This window comes from Methylomonas sp. 2F7, assembly GCF_057126975.1.
Genome location: NZ_CP195203.1, coordinates 4,439,868 through 4,457,113, shown reverse-complemented (window position 1 = coordinate 4,457,113; position 17,246 = coordinate 4,439,868). Strand labels below are relative to the sequence as shown.

General features: G+C 50.9%; 18 protein-coding genes. 7 read left to right on the top strand and 11 right to left on the bottom strand.

Annotation, left to right across the window (positions count from 1 at the left end):
- Positions 1-3: 3 nt before the first annotated feature.
- Positions 4-573 carry a Uma2 family endonuclease gene (locus ACR64Q_RS20080; protein WP_313732890.1) on the bottom strand — a complete coding sequence of 190 codons (570 nt, stop codon included), beginning with the start codon at positions 571-573 and terminating at the stop codon, positions 4-6.
- A gap of 153 nt (positions 574-726) precedes the next feature.
- Between ACR64Q_RS20080 and ACR64Q_RS20075 the strand changes: the two genes are divergently transcribed.
- From ACR64Q_RS20075 to ACR64Q_RS20055, 5 genes are all read left to right on the top strand, one after another.
- Positions 727-1,731: an AraC family transcriptional regulator gene (locus ACR64Q_RS20075; RefSeq protein ID WP_313732889.1), complete on the top strand. Its 1,005-nt coding sequence runs from the start codon at positions 727-729 to the stop codon at positions 1,729-1,731.
- Between the two features lie 162 nt (positions 1,732-1,893).
- A complete protein-coding gene (locus ACR64Q_RS20070; protein WP_313732888.1) occupies positions 1,894-3,183 on the top strand; it encodes an NAD(P)H-binding protein in 1,290 nt (429 codons plus the stop codon).
- On the top strand, positions 3,180-3,653 hold the full coding sequence (locus tag ACR64Q_RS20065) for a DUF2269 family protein (RefSeq protein WP_313732887.1): 474 nt from the start codon (positions 3,180-3,182) through the stop codon (positions 3,651-3,653). The genes ACR64Q_RS20070 and ACR64Q_RS20065 overlap by 4 nt, the downstream gene beginning before the upstream one ends.
- Positions 3,654-3,656: 3 nt before the next feature.
- Entirely contained in the window at positions 3,657-4,238 is a 582-nt protein-coding gene (locus ACR64Q_RS20060; RefSeq protein ID WP_313732886.1) for a DUF4166 domain-containing protein, read from the top strand.
- Between the two features lie 233 nt (positions 4,239-4,471).
- Complete coding sequence (locus ACR64Q_RS20055; protein ID WP_313732885.1) at positions 4,472-4,966, top strand: SRPBCC domain-containing protein; 495 nt, start codon at positions 4,472-4,474, stop codon at positions 4,964-4,966.
- Positions 4,967-5,042: 76 nt separating this feature from the next.
- Here the strand turns inward: ACR64Q_RS20055 and ACR64Q_RS20050 are convergent, their stop codons facing one another.
- The 6 genes from ACR64Q_RS20050 to ACR64Q_RS20025 form a co-directional block, all read right to left on the bottom strand.
- Positions 5,043-6,119, bottom strand: a complete 1,077-nt coding sequence (locus ACR64Q_RS20050) for an alkene reductase (protein ID WP_313732884.1) — start codon at positions 6,117-6,119, stop codon at positions 5,043-5,045.
- Positions 6,120-7,089: 970 nt separating this feature from the next.
- Entirely contained in the window at positions 7,090-7,308 is a 219-nt protein-coding gene (locus ACR64Q_RS20045; protein ID WP_020484197.1) for a DUF3820 family protein, read from the bottom strand.
- A 58-nt stretch (positions 7,309-7,366) separates the two neighbouring features.
- On the bottom strand, positions 7,367-8,413 hold the full coding sequence (locus tag ACR64Q_RS20040; RefSeq protein WP_313732882.1) for a bifunctional nicotinamide-nucleotide adenylyltransferase/Nudix hydroxylase: 1,047 nt from the start codon (positions 8,411-8,413) through the stop codon (positions 7,367-7,369).
- Between the two features lie 11 nt (positions 8,414-8,424).
- Positions 8,425-10,125 carry an NAD+ synthase gene (locus tag ACR64Q_RS20035; RefSeq protein ID WP_313732881.1) on the bottom strand — a complete coding sequence of 567 codons (1,701 nt, stop codon included), beginning with the start codon at positions 10,123-10,125 and terminating at the stop codon, positions 8,425-8,427.
- A gap of 20 nt (positions 10,126-10,145) precedes the next feature.
- Positions 10,146-11,336 carry a nicotinate phosphoribosyltransferase gene (gene pncB, locus ACR64Q_RS20030; RefSeq protein WP_313732880.1) on the bottom strand — a complete coding sequence of 397 codons (1,191 nt, stop codon included), beginning with the start codon at positions 11,334-11,336 and terminating at the stop codon, positions 10,146-10,148.
- 9 nt (positions 11,337-11,345) lie between these two features.
- Positions 11,346-12,194 carry a cysteine hydrolase family protein gene (locus tag ACR64Q_RS20025; RefSeq protein WP_313732879.1) on the bottom strand — a complete coding sequence of 283 codons (849 nt, stop codon included), beginning with the start codon at positions 12,192-12,194 and terminating at the stop codon, positions 11,346-11,348.
- Between the two features lie 168 nt (positions 12,195-12,362).
- On the opposite strand from ACR64Q_RS20025, the gene ACR64Q_RS20020 reads away from it, so the two are divergent.
- Entirely contained in the window at positions 12,363-13,031 is a 669-nt protein-coding gene (locus tag ACR64Q_RS20020; RefSeq protein WP_313732878.1) for an NUDIX hydrolase, read from the top strand.
- A gap of 16 nt (positions 13,032-13,047) precedes the next feature.
- Here ACR64Q_RS20020 and yfbR read toward each other — a convergent pair whose 3' ends face one another.
- The 4 genes from yfbR to ACR64Q_RS20000 all read right to left on the bottom strand — a co-directional run bounded on the left by yfbR (position 13,048) and on the right by ACR64Q_RS20000 (position 16,083).
- Positions 13,048-13,668 (bottom strand): 5'-deoxynucleotidase, encoded by a 621-nt coding sequence (gene yfbR, locus ACR64Q_RS20015; protein WP_313732877.1) that lies wholly within the window; start codon positions 13,666-13,668, stop codon positions 13,048-13,050.
- A complete protein-coding gene (locus ACR64Q_RS20010; RefSeq protein WP_313732876.1) occupies positions 13,668-14,453 on the bottom strand; it encodes a retropepsin-like aspartic protease family protein in 786 nt (261 codons plus the stop codon). Before ACR64Q_RS20010 ends, yfbR begins: the two co-directional genes overlap by 1 nt.
- 421 nt (positions 14,454-14,874) lie before the next feature.
- The gene (locus ACR64Q_RS20005) at positions 14,875-15,330 is read right to left on the bottom strand and encodes a hypothetical protein (protein WP_313732875.1); all 456 of its coding nucleotides are present in this window, start codon (positions 15,328-15,330) and stop codon (positions 14,875-14,877) included.
- A gap of 492 nt (positions 15,331-15,822) precedes the next feature.
- Positions 15,823-16,083, bottom strand: a complete 261-nt coding sequence (locus ACR64Q_RS20000; RefSeq protein ID WP_313732874.1) for a hypothetical protein — start codon at positions 16,081-16,083, stop codon at positions 15,823-15,825.
- Positions 16,084-16,365: 282 nt separating this feature from the next.
- On the opposite strand from ACR64Q_RS20000, the gene ACR64Q_RS19995 reads away from it, so the two are divergent.
- Positions 16,366-17,178 (top strand): sulfite exporter TauE/SafE family protein, encoded by an 813-nt coding sequence (locus ACR64Q_RS19995; protein ID WP_020484207.1) that lies wholly within the window; start codon positions 16,366-16,368, stop codon positions 17,176-17,178.
- The last annotated feature ends 68 nt before the right edge of the window (positions 17,179-17,246 follow it).

The following is a 17,246-nucleotide window of genomic DNA, read 5'->3' as shown; positions in this document are numbered from 1 at the left end:
TCTCTAAGCCACATTGTCGAACGCTATCCCCTCATAAATTTCGGCAACCGCCAATTCCAAGCCGATAGACTGCAACACTGCACGATCACCGCCTTGATAAAGCCGTAAGTCCCATTGATTGTCGCGGCTATAGCATTCGACTCGTTGTGTATCTTGAGCAATCAGCACGTATTCTTCCAGACTGGATAGTTTGCGGTAATGGTGAAACTTTTCGGCGCGGTCGTAGCGTTCGGTGGTGTCAGATAACACTTCGATAATCAACTTCGGCTGGCTGTTGTAATGTTCGGCGGTGTCGGTCGCAGAACAGGTAATATGCAAATCCGGGTAAAAGAAACAGTCATCCTGGGCGGTTTGGATATTCACCTTCATATCTGAATTGAAAACCCGACAAGGTGTGCCGCGTAAATGCGAAAAAACCAACCCAGACAGGTTCATGCTGATAATGTTGTGTGACCTTTTCGCCCCTGCCATCGCATAAACATCACCATTAATATATTCATGCTTGATGTCACTGACCAATTCGCCTTGCAGATAATCCGCCACGCTGATCGATAATTTTTCCGCTAACGCCATGTACGTTTCCTCGTGTTCGCCTACCTGTGATTTTAGCGGCTACCGGCGTTAAGCGATAGCACCGAACCAAAACCATGCACTGTACCCGGCTGCCGATTAGCCGGCATGAAAAATAATGGCTAAACTCAAAACGTCTTTTCCGCTTGGTCTGCCATGCAAATCGCTTCTCTACTATTCATCGGATTTTCTTTAGGCGCGGCACTGTTGTTAATCGTCGGTAAGCTCTTGCAGCGCCAGGAACTGCAACGCGGCTCTGCGCCATGGGCCGGATTTTTGTTGATCGCCGGCTTGGCAGGTATTCAAATCCTGCATCTGGGCTGGATATTAAGCCGATTCGATTACCTGCACTCATCGCTGTATTTGCTACTGCTATACAGCATCGCCCCCAGCTTTTATTTCTACAGTCGCCAACTATTACTTACCCAAGTTGACTACCGCTGGCATGACGGCCTGCATGTTTTACCGTTGGCGTTATGTTTTGTTTTTCCTTACCACCTGGCCTTACCCGGTGCATTTTTAATCGGCAGCGGCTATTTGCTCTGGCTGGCGAAAACGGTTTATGCGTTGCGCGAACAACGCCGGCGTTTTCATCTGGAACTGTTGGCGTTGGGGATTTTGTTTGCGATTGCCCTGGCGGTGTTGGTGTTGGGGTTTATTTGGCCCTTGCTCAATGAAACGGACTTTATCGGCGCTTACAGTATCTTGATTGGTATGGCGTTTTTTGCGGTGGCGTTGACCTTACTGCGTTTCCCCGGCATCGCCGCCGACGTGTCGGAAGCGGTGCAAGCGACTTATGCGGAATCGACATTAAAAAATGTAGATAAGTCCGCAGTGCTGGCTAAGCTCGACGTGTTGATGACACAGGACAAACTATATGCGCTGGAAACCCTGAATCTTGCCCTGCTGGCCGAGCAATTGGAGGTGAGTCAGCATCAGTTGTCGGAGCTGATCAATACCGAATTTCAACAAGGCTTTTCCCGCTATATCCGCGAGCAGCGCATAGCCGCAGCGAAACAACTGTTATTGGCAGAGCCCAATGCGTCGGTATTGTCGATAGGCTTGACGGTGGGCTTTAGCACCCAGTCCAATTTTTACGCGGCGTTTCGCGATATCGTCGGTGTGGCGCCAGGACAATTTCGCAAAACGCACGCCGGCTAAAGAAAAAACTCCATTTTTATCATTTTGTAAATATATATGATGTTGATATTTATGGGTTTATATCCAGCTTAAATTATTTATATTCCTGTCCTATCAATCTGGAAGTTCGTCCAAATTGCTGTCGTTAACCTGCTCCTGCCTCTCAACTTTTGGAGCAAAACCATGAATATTCTATTAACCGGCGCGACCGGTTTTATCGGCAACGCCGTACTACGCGAATTGCTGCGACAGGGTCACCGGATCACGGCCTGTTGTCGTCACCCCGAACAGCTGCTGATCGATCATCCAAACCTGACCCCATTAAAATTGGACTTCGCCAAGGCCGGTGCAATCGACTCCTGGCTACCGCATCTGCAAGCTGTCGATGCAATCGTCAACTGCGTGGGCATTATTGCCGAGAACAAAGGCCAAAGTTTTGCCCAATTGCACACCCAAGCGCCGGTAGCCTTATTTGAGGCAGGTGCCCAAGCCGGGGTAAAAAAGATCGTGCAACTTTCAGCTCTGGGTGCCGATGCGGATGCGGAATCGGCTTACCACCTGAGTAAAAAAGCCGCCGACGTTGCCTTACAGGAATTGGTCGTGGATTGGTTTGTCTTGCAACCGTCGCTGGTTTACGGCCACGGCGGGCAAAGTAGTGGCTTGTTTCATGCCTTTGCGGCCTTACCAGTGCACTTGCTACCGGATGGTGGGCACCAGCTTTTACAACCCATTCATATCGCCGATGTAGCCGCTACCGTCTGTCGTTGTCTTGAGCCCGCTGTTTCCGGCCGTAAGACCTTAGCCTTAGTCGGCCCCAGTCCGATAACTTATGCGGACTGGCTGCAAGGACTCAGGCGGCGACTGGGCAAACCCATGGCAAAAACGTGCTCCATTCCTTACCACTATGCGTTGACCATGGCGGGTTTTGGCAAATGGCTGGGCGAGCCGATTTTGAGCAAAGACAACGTAGCGATGCTGAATCGAGGCAATTGCGCAGATCCAGGCCCTCTCACTCAGTTTTTAGGTCGAGCGCCCGTCAACTTGAACGAACAATGGTTCGAACAAGCGGCCAGCCAAGCCGAGCGTTGGCATGCCGGCTTGTATTTTCTCAAGCCTTTGCTGCGATACACGATTGCCTTCGTCTGGTTATGGAGCGGTATCACCTCGCTGTTTTTCTATCCGCATCAGCTCAGTTATCAGTTGCTGGAACCGCTCGGCATCACAGGCTTTGGCGCGCCAATGGCTTTATACGGTTTGGCGGCAATGGATATTGCCTTGGGTCTGGCAACTTTAGTGCGGTTTCGGATCAACAAACTGCTGCTCTGGCAGTTCTGGATCGTATTGGGCTATAGCCTGGTAGTGGCGTTGTGCTTGCCGGCGTTTGTATTCCACCCGTTCGGCCCACTATTGAAAAACCTGCCGTTTTTAATGTGTTTGTTGATGGTTAGAGCAATGGAAGGAGAACAGTCATGATGTATTTATCGTTAAAATTGATCCACATCCTCAGCGCCATCGTCCTGTTCGGCTTGGGTTCCGGCACGGTGTTTTACAAGGTAATGGCCGACAAAAGTGGCGATCATGCGGCAATCGCGACAACCAGCAAACATGTAGTGTTGGCCGATTGGTGGTTCACCACACCGACCGTGATTATCCAGCCGTTAACCGGTGTTTTACTGGCCGAGCAATTGTCGGCCTCGTTCGGCGACGGCTGGCTGTGGTGGACGTTGGTACTGTATTTAATTACCGGGCTGTGTTGGTTGCCGGTGGTGATTTTGCAGATCCGCATGCGCGACATCGCCGTTCAGTCACTGGCCCAAGGCCGCGCCTTGCCGTATCTGTACCACTATTATTCCAAGATTTGGCTGTGGCTGGGCGTGCCGGCCTTCTTCGGCATGATAGGCATCACCACCTTGATGGTATTTCATAACTCACTCTGGAGCTAAGCCATGTCTGTGTCATTAATGCAAAAAGTATTGGGCGACGACTGGCAACAGTTACCAGACGTTATTCAAAGACACTATCGAATTAGCGACGGCCAGCAAAGCCGGTTAGTGGGTACGATGGAGATAGGCTATCCAAGTTATCTGTTTCCATTGATCTGGCTGATTCATTTGTTCGGCGGCTTGTTGTTATGGCGCGGGCAGGCGGCGCAAGCCGAAGTCGACAAGACCGCCAACGGCGAATTATTGGCTTGGCACCGGACGATGACTTATGCGGACGGTAAAACCGATTGCTTCAGTTCCAGGATGAGTTATGCGGCTGACCACGAGTTAGTCGAGCTGATAGGCTTTGGCTTTGGTTTGTGCTTGAACGTCAGCGTCAGGAACGGCGAATTGCTGTATTGCAGCAATGGCCATTTCTGGCAATGCGGTTCGCTACGGATGAACATTCCGGATTGGTTGTTACTCGGTTCGGCAAGCATCAGCGAACGTGCAATTTCAAAGGACGAGTTCTATCTGGACTTCAGCATCCGCCATCCCTGGTGGGGTGTGAGTTATTACTACCGGGGTAATTTTCGTTATCGCTGATAGGTTTATCGGCGGGAAGGGCGGCTAAAGACCAGGATACAAATGGTGCTCTTCCCAAGCGTGATGTGCGGCGTGCATATCCATCAGGCCGCGGTGTTTCAGTTTTTGCAAGCAATCCAGAATAATCGCGGATAGGTTGGAAAAGGCTGTTAAGGTGGGGGTTAAATCGGCTGTAGAAATATTTTCTGGACGATACCGATCAGTTAAAAGTTTTACATCAGGAGAGTTACCTTATGAACGACCAATCAGGCATCCAATGGCCAGAGCATTACCATCCGCAAAATTGCCCGGTGCATGTGCGCAACGAACTGGATATGACGGCTCAGCCAGAGCGGGTTTGGGCTTGGCTGGTGCGGGCGCCATTGTGGCCAAGCTGGTATGTCAACTCGGCCAATCTGCGCATCCTGGAAAATGCCGGTACGGAACTTAAGCCGGGCACGCGGTTTCGTTGGAAAACCTTTGGCGTCACCATTACTTCCACCGTATTGGAGTATGTGCCGAATGAGCGACTGGCTTGGGACGCGAAGGGCATAGGGGTCGATGCTTACCACGCCTGGCTGTTACGACCAAGCGCGAAAGGTTGCGATGTACTTACCGAAGAAACCCAACATGGTTGGCTGGCGCGTCTCGGCCAACTATTTTTACCGAAGCGGATGTCCAAATATCACCAAATTTGGTTGGAGTCATTGCAGGAAAAGGCGTTGTCCGGGCTTCCGGGTGGCGATTAATATCGCCTTGCGAGCATCGCAACCAACTGGCGCGTAGAATTTGTGGCTCCCGCTTGTGCGGGAACCACAAGATTATTTAACCCACTTCTGCTACCAAACTCGGGTAATCGGTATAGCCAACTTTCGGATCTTGCCCCGCAGCGCCATAAAAAGTTTCAGCATGGTAGGGGTTAAGAGCCACATTCAGTTGCAGGCGCCGGACTAAATCGGGATTGGCAATATAGTCCTTGCCAAACGAGACGGCATCCGCTTCGCCAGCCGCAATGACTTGTTGCGCGGTTTCGCGATTAAAGCCTTCGTTGGCAATCAGCACACCGCCGAAACGCTTTTTCAACGCCGGACTGATACGATTTTCTCCGAGCGATTCTCGGGTAAAAATGAAAGCAATGCCGCGTTTGCCTAATTGCTCGGCTACATAGCCAAATGTATTTAATGGATCTGAATCACCCATCGTATGCGAGTCTCCTCTGGGCGCAAGATGCACGCCGACCCGACCCGGCCCCCATACCGAAATAGCAGCATCGGTTACTTCCAACATCAAGCGTGCGCGGTTTTCAGTCGAGCCGCCGTAGGCATCGGTTCTTTTATTGGTGCTGTCCTGCAAAAACTGGTCTAGCAGATAGCCATTGGCGCCGTGAATCTCCACGCCGTCAAAACCGGCCAGTTTGGCGTTTTCCGCGCCTTTGCGGTAAGTCTCGACAATGCCGGGGATTTCGCTGATGTCCAAGGCTCTCGGTGTCACGTAGTCCCGCATTGGCCGGAGCAGACTGACATGCCCCAAGGGCGCAATCGCGCTGGGTGCGACGGGCAACTCGCCGTTTAGGTAATCAGGGTGCGACACGCGACCGACGTGCCAGAGTTGCAGCAAAATTCGTCCGCCGGCTGCATGCACCGCTTGGGTCACCTTAGTCCAGCCTGCCACTTGCTCATCCGACCAAATACCGGGCGTATCGGGGTAACCCACGCCTTGCGCGGAGACACTGGTGGCTTCGCTTAAGATCAGCCCGGCATCCGCTCTCTGCGCGTAGTATTCGGCCATCAACTCGTTAGGCACGCGGCCGACACTGGCCCGGCAGCGCGTTAAAGGCGCCAGAACGATGCGGTTAGGTAAATTGATGTCTCCAACTTTGATGGGCTCAAACAGGTTGCTCATGTAGTCTCCGTATTAAATGCAATTGTTAGCTGTTTTACCTTACAACACGCTATCCAGCCAGGTATTTTATGGAAAGATGAAATCAGGAGGAACCATCGATCAATACCTGCCACCAAAAAAGTCAGTTCAAGAATAATCGTCAGTTAAGAGATGTTTAAGCCTGCGAGAGAACAATGAGCCGCAACTGAAGATCCCGGATAAGGAGGGTTTATGTTCAGGCTTACCACACTATTAGCAATCATCTTGCTCTTTTCGAGTGCAACCTTTGCACATGAAGGCAATTGGGGTGGCAGACATCATCCTAATTATCAGCGCGATAACTGGGGGTATACCTATAACACCCCGTATTACCGGACATATGCGCCGCCGCCCGCAGTGGGCTATTACCAAGCACCGGCAGATTATTATGGGTTGCCGCCAGTTAGAGGATTTGTTTACCAACAACCCATCCGTGCGCCGCGTTGTGATCGGAATATACGGCGAGGTTGGTAGTCGTGAGCACAAGAATACGCCTGGCGCTAATTTTTTTGAGTCTGACGATGTTGAGCGGCTGTGTGGCTTACGCGCCCTATGCCGATTCCTATCCAGCAACGTACAGGCCCTATGGGTATGGTAGCTATGGATATAGTTACGGTTATTCAGCGCCGGTTGTGCCGGTACCCGTACCAATGTTTCGCGGCGGCTGGGGATATGGTGGCCATAGGGGCTATGGCGGGCATCACGGTCACGGGCATTTCGGTCACCACGGGCATCATTAAGCCGAGTTTCGGCCAACTGGAGCGTGACATTATGTCGCATTCTCCGCATTAGAAAACACTGATACTATGTTCGCCATTGCAGAGATGTTCAGCGCAATAACTTCCTCCCTCAATCCGACCTTGTGTCGGAATTTTTTTGCCTAAAAAATCAAGCCATCTGATACCGGGGAAATACCGCCCAATGCAGGTGGTACAGATATCCGACCGACTAATCAAAACCTTATTTGTCTGAGCGGATCGAGCAGAGGCTTAAGGCCGTTGTGATCCATTTCCTGCATCAATGCCAATAACCTGCCTAGTTCACCGCCAGGAAATCCCTCTCGCGCAAACCAGTTGAGGTAGTGGCCGGGCAAATCGGCGATAACGCGGCCCTTGTATTTGCCGTAAGGCATAGTAACACTGACCAGCTTTTGTAAATCTTCGGGTTTCATTGATGAGTTTCCCTGGCTATTCCGTCCGACCTGTTAAGCTTAAATAAAGTACATCGTTCTAATTGGCTTGAAATGACAGGAAGTTGCACAAGATAGCGAAATGGTCTTCAAACAGCGCTTCTTCCAGCGCTGGCAGCTGCGTGATTGGCACCCAGGCCACGCTTTCAAGATCGTCCGCAGCTTTAATCTCAGGCCAAGTCTTATCCGGCCAAGGGGTTGCCAAAGCAAAGTGATGCGCATGAGTAATGACGCGTCCACGGCACGATCTTCTTGGGTGGGAAAAAACTTTAACGTGTTGCAGACAATCTCGCAAACTGGCATCCGGCACGTTCAGGCTGGTTTCTTCCTTTAACTCGCGTATCGCACCTTGTAATAAGGATTCGCGTTTTTCCAGGAAGCCACCGGGGATAGCCCATAAGCCTTTACCGGGATAATACTTGCGTTTGCCAAGTAATACATGATCGTTGTAGGTAACCACGGCATCCACTGTCGTCGAAATAACATCCCAGGGAATGCCGGCGTAGACTTGATTCTCTTGGTCGATTTTGGCGTATTCGGCTTTTAATATCGTGTATTCAGGACTATTGGACCAATCATTTAGAAATTCCCGCACTGGCATAGAAATGCGACTGGCGATATTTGCCAAGGCTGTCCCGGCACTTTCCGCTGCAAAAAGCTGGTTGCGCAACGCCGTGGCATCGATATCCAGCTCGGACTCAATTTCCACCATCGACCAATCGGGAAAATTATCCAGATAATAAGTGGACTCGTCCTTTTTAAAGCCTACCAACGCGACCCGGTCGGCATCGGAAACACATGCGCCAACCTGCCGTCTGACATCGGCATTCCAAAGTGTGTCGTCGTAATAATCCCGCACCGGCAAAAACCGCAGGCGGGCTTGATCGCTCTCCGGCAGCGTGGCTGTGATCATAGCGGCCCGCTCGGTCCATTTGAACGGATTGCGGATGTTTCTGGACTGAAATGAGGAGCCGACAATCACCAATACCTCATCGGCGATTTCCAGCGCCCGGTTGGTAAGCTGCTCGTGACCCTTGTGATAGATTTGGTAACGGCCAATCACAATGGCTTTTTGGTATTTGGTCATCGCGTTTACCCTTAGTGCTTGGCCGCAATCGGCATTTGCCGGCCGGCGCCGAACGCTCTGGGCCGCACCCGAATAATCGGCGGCGCTTGCCGGCGTTTGTATTCGTTGCGCGCTATCATGCCGACGATACGTTGGTACACCGCTTCGCCGGCGGCGGTGGCTCGATAACTAGCCACAAAGTCGCGGGCTTGTTGATATTCGTGGTCAGCCAGCTGCTTGCCTTCGATCAGCAGTTTCAAGATTTCATCCAACACCTCGTAAGGCGGCAAGCTATCGGTATCTTTCTGATCGGGCGCCAATTCGGCGGAGGGTGGTTTCGTTAATATTGCTGCGGGAATAATTTCTCGTCCCGCACGCTGATTGATGTAGGCGGACAAGCGATACACCTCGGTTTTGTAGAGGTCGCCGATCAGGCCCAAGCCGCCATTGGTGTCGCCATAGAGCGTGCAATAACCCACCGATATTTCGCTTTTGTTGCCGGTGGTAAGGACCATCGCACCGGAGTGGTTGGAGTACGCCATCAGGATGGTGCCGCGCAGACGAGCCTGCAAATTTTCCAAGCTCAAACCGCGCAATTCATCGGTAAAACTGTTTTGAAATTGCGTGCCAAAATCATTCACCAGCGTCTTGATCGGGTAGCTGTAAAGCCTCACACCCAAGGCATCGCAAAGCAATTGGGAGTCACTCACCGAACCACTACTGGAGAATGCAGACGGCATCGTGATGGCGATGACGTTCTCCGGGCCTAAGGCCTCGGCGGCTAGGGCTATCGTCAATGCCGAATCGATGCCGCCCGACGAGCCCACCACGACTTGCTTGAAGCCGCAGCGCCGCACATAGTCCCGTAAGCCCAACATTATGTGTTGCAGAATGAATTCCTGATCGTTATCAATTTGGGATTGGGCCGGCTGAGGAATGATTTGAAATCCGCCCTCTGCAAAACGCAACGTGTCTATCACGGTTTGGAAAGCCGGCCATTCGCGCGCAATTTCGCCATCGGCATTCACCGCAAAGGAAGCACCGTCGAACACAATACTGTCTTGCCCACCGACTTGATTGACGTAAAGTATCGGCAAGCCATGTCGGCGGGCCGCGCCGCAAATCACCTGATGCCTTTGTGTGCGTTTACCAATATTGGACGGGCTGGCATTAATGCTGACCACAAAATCCGGGTGAGTTTCAGCAAGCGCTTCGTAAGGATTGACCGGATAATCGTCGGTATTGTCGTTCCAGCCGTCTTCGCAAATCATCAGCCCGACCTTGTAGCTGCCGATCTCGATGCTAACCGCGCCTTGCTGGCCCGGTTCGAAGTGACGGCGCTCGTCGAAAATATTGTAGGTAGGCAGTAGTTGCTTGTGATATTCGGCAATCATTTCGCCGTTATGAACGGCAATCAGCGCGTTATACAGCGGCTTGCCTGGCCCGGTCGACTTTATCGGCATGCCGACAATGGCGGTAATGTCCGGAAACTGTTTCGAGAAAGCGGCCAAGTTCGCCAGCGCCTCGTAGGCTTTACGGATAAAAGCCGATTCGTTCAACAGATCGCCAGGGTAATAACCGCACAAGGACAGCTCCGGAAATACCAAAAGCTGTGCCTGATGCCCGTCGGCTTGTCGGAAAGCGTCCTTGGCAATCTCAAGATTGCCGGCAAAATCGCCGACCATCGGATTAATTTGCGCGATGGCGACAGTCAAGGCATTACGTGTAGACATAAAAAATTCCTATGCAGAATTTAGGCGTAGTGATTAAAAATCTGCCGCAAATAGGCAATAAAGGTTTGGTCATTGCATAAGGTCTTGCCGGGGGCGTCGGACAATTTCGCCACCGGGTCGCCGTTACAGCGCACCAGCTTCATCACAATATTCAAAGGCTTGGGGCCGCCAAGATCATTAGTTAAATGGGTGCCGATGCCAAAGCCCAGTTGAATGCGATCCGCAAAGTGTTCATACAGGCCAATTGCCTTGGGAATATCCAAACCATCGGAGAACACCAGGCGTTTGCTATGCGGATCGATGCGTAGTTTTTGATAATGGGCGATGGCTTTTTCGCCCCAAACCACCGGGTCGCCGGAGTCATGCCGCAGGCCGTCAAACAGCTTGGCAAAATACAAATCAAAGTCGCGCAGGAACGCATCCATACCGATGGTGTCGGTTAAGGCTACGCCTAAATCGCCCCGAAACTCCTGCGCCCAATCTTCCAAGGCCATCCGTTGAAACTCGCGCAGCCGCACCACATGGGCTTGATAAGATTGCAGGTACTCGTGCGCCATCGTCCCAATCGGCGTTAAACCGAATTGTTTGGCCAGATAGACGTTGGACGTGCCTTTGAACAAGCTAGGCACTTCGGCTTGAAACGTGCGCACGACTTCTTCTTGCCAGCTACCCCAGGCGCGCCGCCGTAAACCAAAATCGAAAATCTCAAACGCGTGGGATTTTGTTGGCTGCTCAGCAAAGGCTTTTAGCGTTGCCAATTTTTCCTGCAAACGCCGTCTGCCTTCCGCCAGCAGTGCCGCCTGGTCGAAGCGGCGAAAATACAGTTCCGAGACGATGTACAAACAAAATATCTCGAAATTCATCACATGCACTTGCGGGCCTTGGGCTTGAATTCTCAGGGTGTCACCTTCGGCAAATACCTTGATGTATTTGCTTCTAAACCGAAACAAGGACAAGAACTCGATGAAATCCGGCTTTAAGTAACGCAGCTTGGCTAAATAGGCCAGTTCGTCATCGGCAAATTGCAGGGAACAGAGCTGATCCAGTTCTTGTTTGACATCGTCCAGCAACTCAGCCAGTGGGTATTCCGGTGTGCTCCGACAGATAAAATCGTATTCGGCACTGGCTTCCGGGCGCTTATGCAGCATGGTTTGCCACATCGGAAATTTGTACAAATCGTTTTCTAGCAGGCTTTTGACGATGGCAGTCATGGGCATTCCTTAAAATTTAGTGTTTGGGGGGGCGAGTTCTAAAGCAATTTCGGTGCTGGTCGCCAGACGAATACCCTGTAAGCGCAGTTCGGTAAAAAATTGCTCAACTGCCGCTTCGAATCCACTCACAGGACTCATGCAGTCAGTCAGAATTACCAGCTTGTGTTTTAGCTCTGCGGCACCGAACTGCAAGATGTCGCTAATCGTTTCTTTGACGCAATGACTGCTGGCTTGGCCGGCGATTATTAAACGATCCGACTGAGCGAGCATTTCCAACACGGCCAGATTCAACTGCGTAGCCTGATCGGCAGGATCGGGGATGACCGCCTTTAACGCCGAAAAGCTTTCCGTCCAAATGTTTTCGCCTTTTTGCATAAAGGTAACGGGCTTGCCGGTCCGCGTTTCCCAATTGCTTAAGGCTTGGGCCAGTTCAGGATTAAGATTGTGTCCCGGTGTGCCGATTAAACAATGCGGCGGCCACAGTATAAAAGGCCGCTGCATCTGTTCCAGTTGCGTCAGGTAGTTTAGAACATAGTCGTTTTGCTCTGGTGGAGTTTGCGCCGCTGCCAGTCGGTAGCGACCGGCTATAAAGTCAGCGGAAGTGACCAAGGAAAAGGGCGGCGGGGCTACCTCATGTTCAGTTAGCCAAGAGGTGTTGTGCGCCAGATCTACCATGTGATGGGTATCTAGCGTGGCGACAATCACTCCAATAGCAGATCCTGCCTGATTAATTAACTGTGCCAATCTCAGGCAATCCTGATACGCGCCGGGCACGGGCAAAGCCGGAACGTAAGCCTCTGTGGAGTAATCGCAAAAGTCGTTTTGCGCATCGATGATCAGTAACTGAGTATTTGGCATGGGCTTGAACCTGCAACAATATTTGAGATGGGCTTAGCTTAACCAAGTTAGTTACATTATGCAACTAACAAAAATATTTCACGACCCAGTTTTTATAAAGGTATTGATAGAACTGTTTATAATCCTTTACTAAGTGAGATCTCTCGCATCGCCCAACTCCATATTGATATGTCCGAGCCAATTATTTCAACCGTGGATATCGTCTTGCTGATCATCCAAGAGGATCGCTTGTGCGTCACGCTGTCCAAACGCGATAAAGAACCCTACGAAAACCAGGACGCATTGCCCGGCGGTTATATCCACGCCGAAGACGATAGGGATTGCCTGGACGCCGCAGTACGCATCCTGCAACAAAAAACCGGCTTGCTACCGCCTTATTTAGAGCAACTGAAAACCTTCGCCGGCGCCGCAAGAGATCCGCGCGGCTGGTCAATCTCGGTGGTGTATTTTGCCTTGGTCGATGCCGATTTGATCCTGTCCGCAACCAATCCAGGCCTAACGATTTGTCCTGTGGATGCGTTGCGGCGCTTACCGTTTGACCATAACGAGATTATTGCCGCCGCCGTAGACCGGATTCGTAACAAGTCGCAGTATTCCTCCTTGCCTTGTTACTTGGCCGGTGAAACCTTCAGCCTGCCAAGATTGCAGAAGATTTACGAGGCCTGCTTGGGCGAAACCTTGAACAAAGTCAGTTTCCGACGAAAGATGGACGAATTAGGGGTATTGGAAACAGTCGCCGGGCAAACCGAATCGGCCGGTGCGCATCGGCCGGCGCAGCTTTATCGGCTGAAAAGCGAATTTAAAAATCAGTTGAAACTATTGGTGCGCGGACTATAGCGCCCGATCTTTTAGCTTAGTGCCGGCCTGTTTCGGAATCGTTTTTTTGCATTAAGCCATCCAGGGTTAAGCCGCAACTGGGCGCAAAGGCCTGCATAAAAAACACCACTTCCGGCTGTTGCAGTTCGTGGATATTTTTAGCCAGTTGCTCCGCGGCCATCTCAAACTCGGTATTGCCGGCCTTGAGTTCGGCTTGGCATTTTAAGTAGGCGGAAATCTTGTCGGCCGCTTTAATGATGTGCTGATGAGCATCCGGCAGGTTTTCGTGTTGAATAAATGATCGAAAATCCTCGCGCAATGCGTCCGGCAACAGGTTTAACAGTTCGGTTTCGGCCTGCTGTTCGATTTGCTTATACGCGCCAAGTATCGCCGGCGAATGGTATTTGATCGGCGTCGGCAAATCGCCGGTAATCACTTCGGTTACATCATGATACAACGCGGCGGTGGCCACGGCATTGGCGTCGACTTGACCGGCGAAATAGCGATTTTTGATCAACGCCAGGGTGTGGGCAATCACCGCTACTTCCCAGCTATGCTCCATGACGTTTTCCTCATGGGCATTGCGCTTCAAACCCCAACGCTTGATCCAACGCAAGCGCGATAGGTAAGCATAAAAACTGCTACTAATGGCTGGCATCAATGATCGCTGTAGGTTGTCGTGCAGACCTTATGTTCATCGCAGTGCACGGTCTTTTTGATGGTGGTGGGCTTTTTAACCGGCTGATTGGCGGCCACAGTTTCCAGGCTGGTCATGGACTGATTCGCGGGTCTGTTGCCGGCTTGGTTATTGGCTACCAAGGTCAGCGTATTGCCCGTTTGCGTGATCTGGAAATATTTTAAAGTATTCATGCCAATCAACACTTCATCCAAATGGTCGTTGATGTGCGCCTCGAGATTTTTGATGACAGCACTACCCAGCACAAGGCTCGTGATTTGAGTCGCGCGATCCGCTACTTTGCCGCCGGCGGTGTAGGATTCCACCACGCCGCCGAAGGGCAGACCTGCTTCGATTGCCATACCGCTCGGAATCACGGTTTTAGTCGCGCCGGTATCGATCAGAAAAGGCATGGGCACATTATTGACTAATACCGTACCGCGAAAATGGCCTTGCGGGTCGGTTTTTAAAACCACGCCACCGGCTTTTGGGGAAATGAGATTGGATTGTGGTTGGGCTTGCGGAGCAATAGCCACTGGTAGCGGTATGTCAGCCTGCCTTTTGGCCTTTTCGAACCGCAAAAAGGCATCGGCGCCGTACCACAGCGCGGCAATGGTTAAGACCGGAAACAAAAGATAGCGAATGCCGCTGTTACTTGATTTTCCGCGACCCCGCTGAATCGTCTGATTGGCGACAAAATCAGGACCGCCAACTTTAGACGCTTGTTTATATTTTTCCCGATAGTAGTCGCGATCCTGTATACCCATGTTCTGTTCCGATAATCTGCGTTCAGCGATAAAACTCGTAACATTCTCAGCTACGTGCCGATTATTACCTAAAACACATCATGCCGGTGAGCGGGAAGTGAGAAAACTGCATATCGATACGGAGCATCCGAGACCGAGAGATAATCAAAAATCTGGATCTCCGCCTGAGTGTGGCGGGCGTTTCAGGGAAACCAACTATTCGAAGTTAAGGACAGAATTAGAATTCAAGGTCGATCATGGTTATTCCAAACTTTATATTAGCCAAGCCCTTAAATTCCCTGATACCGTCATTCCCGCGTAAGCGGGAATCCAGTGTGAAAACAGGGCTCCCGCTCACGCGGGAGCGACGATATTTGAGGGCCGGGTTAATAAACTGGGTTTCGCTTGGCTCAACCCAGTTCTATGCCGATCAATCCACCGGTTACGCGAAATACAACGCGCGCAGCTCACTCTGCGATGTAGCGCTTAACTCTTTGCCATCGCTTTTGCGGGTGACGGTGTACACACCTTTGCCGAGAACGATTTCCTCGCCATCGCTGGCAAAGCCGACGACATTATGATTGGCGTCGAAAGGAATACGATGCAGACCGCCGTTGTGGCTGTTGAAGTCGGCGATAATGCCCATATGCGGCGGGTTTTTTACCGAATCCCACCAAGGCAGTTTGCCGGCATCCTGCGCCCAAGTTTCACTCAAGGCTTCAGGCGGCAGGCAACGTTCGACCAAGTACTGGCCGATCACAGCAAATTGCATACGGGCGATTTTCTCGGGTTCGGTGCCGACCATATCCCGAGTTTCCAGAATATCACCGCTTAGAAACGCATCGCTTTTTGAAACAACGCGGTTCCAAGTGCCGTCAAGATTTTTGTGTTCAAACATATTATTCTCCTTAGTCGATTTGATTTGCACAGGCATCAACACCCAAGCAAAATCATGACCAACTTCTGCCAGCTGCAAAATCCGAAAATAACTGTTTGTTTTTAAAAGCTTAAGGACTCTCTGATTAAGTTCTTCGACAGGTTCAAGGCGAACCGTATGTTATTGATTCCGTTCGTGGTGAGCTTGTCGATCCACTAGTGCGACCAGCGTGTTCAGCGTGTCCTTGTAAACAGAAAGTCGGCACTTTCATGGCAACCCCCAAGCCCGCCAAAAAGCCTATCTCCGGGAACGCTTGCCAACTGTCCGACAATTTATCGAATTCCCGACAAAAACGCTCAGAATCATAAGGTAAATCTTAGTGAAAAAATGTCGAAAGCCTGATGCCATTTTTCATGCTAAGGATCAATAATTAGTTTTGCAGCTACCAGCGTCCGCGAGGGTGATTCTCGAACCCCGGTATTTGCTGCGGTTGCGGTGGGTATACGAACCCCCTTACTGGCGGTAATCCATAATAATCGGCTGGAGCCTGATAGCCGGTCGGAGGCTGAGGAATATAGCCCCGATAACCACCTCGATAGCCCTGAAAATCTTGGTTGCCTTGATTTCTTTGATAGTCTTGATAATCACGATCACGATCACGATACTGGTCATGGTCATTGCTGTAATTGTCTCGGCGATTGTATTGCCGCTGTTCGGGTTGCTGCCGGTATTGTCGTTGCTGCGGCTGTTGACGAGGCGTGTAGACCCAGTCATCTTGATCACCGAAGGCCGTACCTGACAAAAACCAGCCAAATACTAAAACTATTGCATGCCTAACCATAAATCCTCCTAAAGTTGGATTTTAGCGAATAAGAGTCAGTTTACTAGAGGATGGCGTCGAGCTCAGGTATTTAGGTGTTGAGTAAATTTGCGCTCAGGCAGATAAATATCTAAAAATTAAATATACATATGCAATTTAATCATTAATAAGCTGAGTGACTGCGCTGGCATAATGAGGTCACTTATCGAATATTATGAAGTTTAAGGTGATTGTCTATGAATTTAATGTATACGGCATCCGGATTTGTCGTGGGTATGCTGGTCGGTGTTACCGGTGTTGGCGGCGGTTCTTTGATGACGCCGCTTCTGGTGTTTTTGTTTGGCTTTAAACCGGCCGTCGCGGTAGGCACGGATTTACTGTATGCGTCGATTACGAAAACCGCCGGCGTGTTTGTTCATCACGGCAAGCATGGTTCGGTGGACTGGAAAATCGTCGGCTGGTTGGCACTGGGTAGTTTGCCGTTCGCCGGTATCACTTTGTATGTGCTGAAAAATCTGATGGAGGTCGGCAAGGAAGTGACCGGCGCAATTACCTTTACTTTGGGTGTGGCCTTGTTACTGACGGCTCTGGCTTTGCTGGTTCGCAGTATTCTGTTGCGTAAAGCCGCCAAGACGGGGGCAATCGATGATGAGCATAGCAACCAGGAAAATAGCGGCCGTTTTTCGCCGCGCTGGGAAAAAGTTGCGACGGTGTTTACCGGTGCGGTACTTGGAGTGTTGGTCACTTTATCCTCGGTTGGCGCCGGCGCTTTAGGAACTGTGGCTTTGTTATTTCTGTATCCGAGAATGACCACGTTGAAAATTGTCGGTACCGATTTGGCGCATGCGATTCCTTTGACCGCAGTGGCCGGTTTGGGGCATTTGAGTTTGGGGAATTTCGATCTGGATTTGTTGATCAGTTTGTTGCTGGGGTCGGTGCCGGGAATCTGGATCGGCAGTCATCTGAGTGCCAAGATTCCGGAATATTTTCTGCGTCCGGTACTGGCAACCTTGCTGCTGGTGATAGGTGTTAAGTTTGTATTGCAGTAGAGCCGGAATGAATGGTTTAGTTTGAAAAAGCCGTTCTCGTTAGTAACGAGAACGGCTTTTTAGTTTGA

Bases quoted from the DNA above. Each gene is read 5' to 3' on its own strand.
- yfbR (WP_313732877.1), bottom strand. From the start codon at position 13,668: ATGCCAGCCATTAGTAGCAGTTTTTATGCTTACCTATCGCGCTTGCGT.
- ACR64Q_RS20065 (WP_313732887.1), top strand. From the start codon at position 3,180: ATGATGTATTTATCGTTAAAATTGATCCACATCCTCAGCGCCATCGTC.
- ACR64Q_RS20050 (WP_313732884.1), bottom strand. From the start codon at position 6,119: ATGAGCAACCTGTTTGAGCCCATCAAAGTTGGAGACATCAATTTACCT.
- ACR64Q_RS20025 (WP_313732879.1), bottom strand. From the start codon at position 12,194: ATGCCAAATACTCAGTTACTGATCATCGATGCGCAAAACGACTTTTGC.
- ACR64Q_RS20060 (WP_313732886.1), top strand. From the start codon at position 3,657: ATGTCTGTGTCATTAATGCAAAAAGTATTGGGCGACGACTGGCAACAG.
- ACR64Q_RS20010 (WP_313732876.1), bottom strand. From the start codon at position 14,453: ATGGGTATACAGGATCGCGACTACTATCGGGAAAAATATAAACAAGCG.
- ACR64Q_RS19995 (WP_020484207.1), top strand. From the start codon at position 16,366: ATGAATTTAATGTATACGGCATCCGGATTTGTCGTGGGTATGCTGGTC.
- ACR64Q_RS20080 (WP_313732890.1), bottom strand. From the start codon at position 573: ATGGCGTTAGCGGAAAAATTATCGATCAGCGTGGCGGATTATCTGCAA.
- ACR64Q_RS20040 (WP_313732882.1), bottom strand. From the start codon at position 8,413: ATGACCAAATACCAAAAAGCCATTGTGATTGGCCGTTACCAAATCTAT.
- ACR64Q_RS20000 (WP_313732874.1), bottom strand. From the start codon at position 16,083: ATGACTGGGTCTACACGCCTCGTCAACAGCCGCAGCAACGACAATACC.
- ACR64Q_RS20035 (WP_313732881.1), bottom strand. From the start codon at position 10,125: ATGTCTACACGTAATGCCTTGACTGTCGCCATCGCGCAAATTAATCCG.
- ACR64Q_RS20055 (WP_313732885.1), top strand. From the start codon at position 4,472: ATGAACGACCAATCAGGCATCCAATGGCCAGAGCATTACCATCCGCAA.
- ACR64Q_RS20005 (WP_313732875.1), bottom strand. From the start codon at position 15,330: ATGTTTGAACACAAAAATCTTGACGGCACTTGGAACCGCGTTGTTTCA.
- pncB (WP_313732880.1), bottom strand. From the start codon at position 11,336: ATGACTGCCATCGTCAAAAGCCTGCTAGAAAACGATTTGTACAAATTT.
- ACR64Q_RS20045 (WP_020484197.1), bottom strand. From the start codon at position 7,308: ATGAAACCCGAAGATTTACAAAAGCTGGTCAGTGTTACTATGCCTTAC.
- ACR64Q_RS20075 (WP_313732889.1), top strand. From the start codon at position 727: ATGCAAATCGCTTCTCTACTATTCATCGGATTTTCTTTAGGCGCGGCA.
- ACR64Q_RS20070 (WP_313732888.1), top strand. From the start codon at position 1,894: ATGAATATTCTATTAACCGGCGCGACCGGTTTTATCGGCAACGCCGTA.
- ACR64Q_RS20020 (WP_313732878.1), top strand. From the start codon at position 12,363: ATGTCCGAGCCAATTATTTCAACCGTGGATATCGTCTTGCTGATCATC.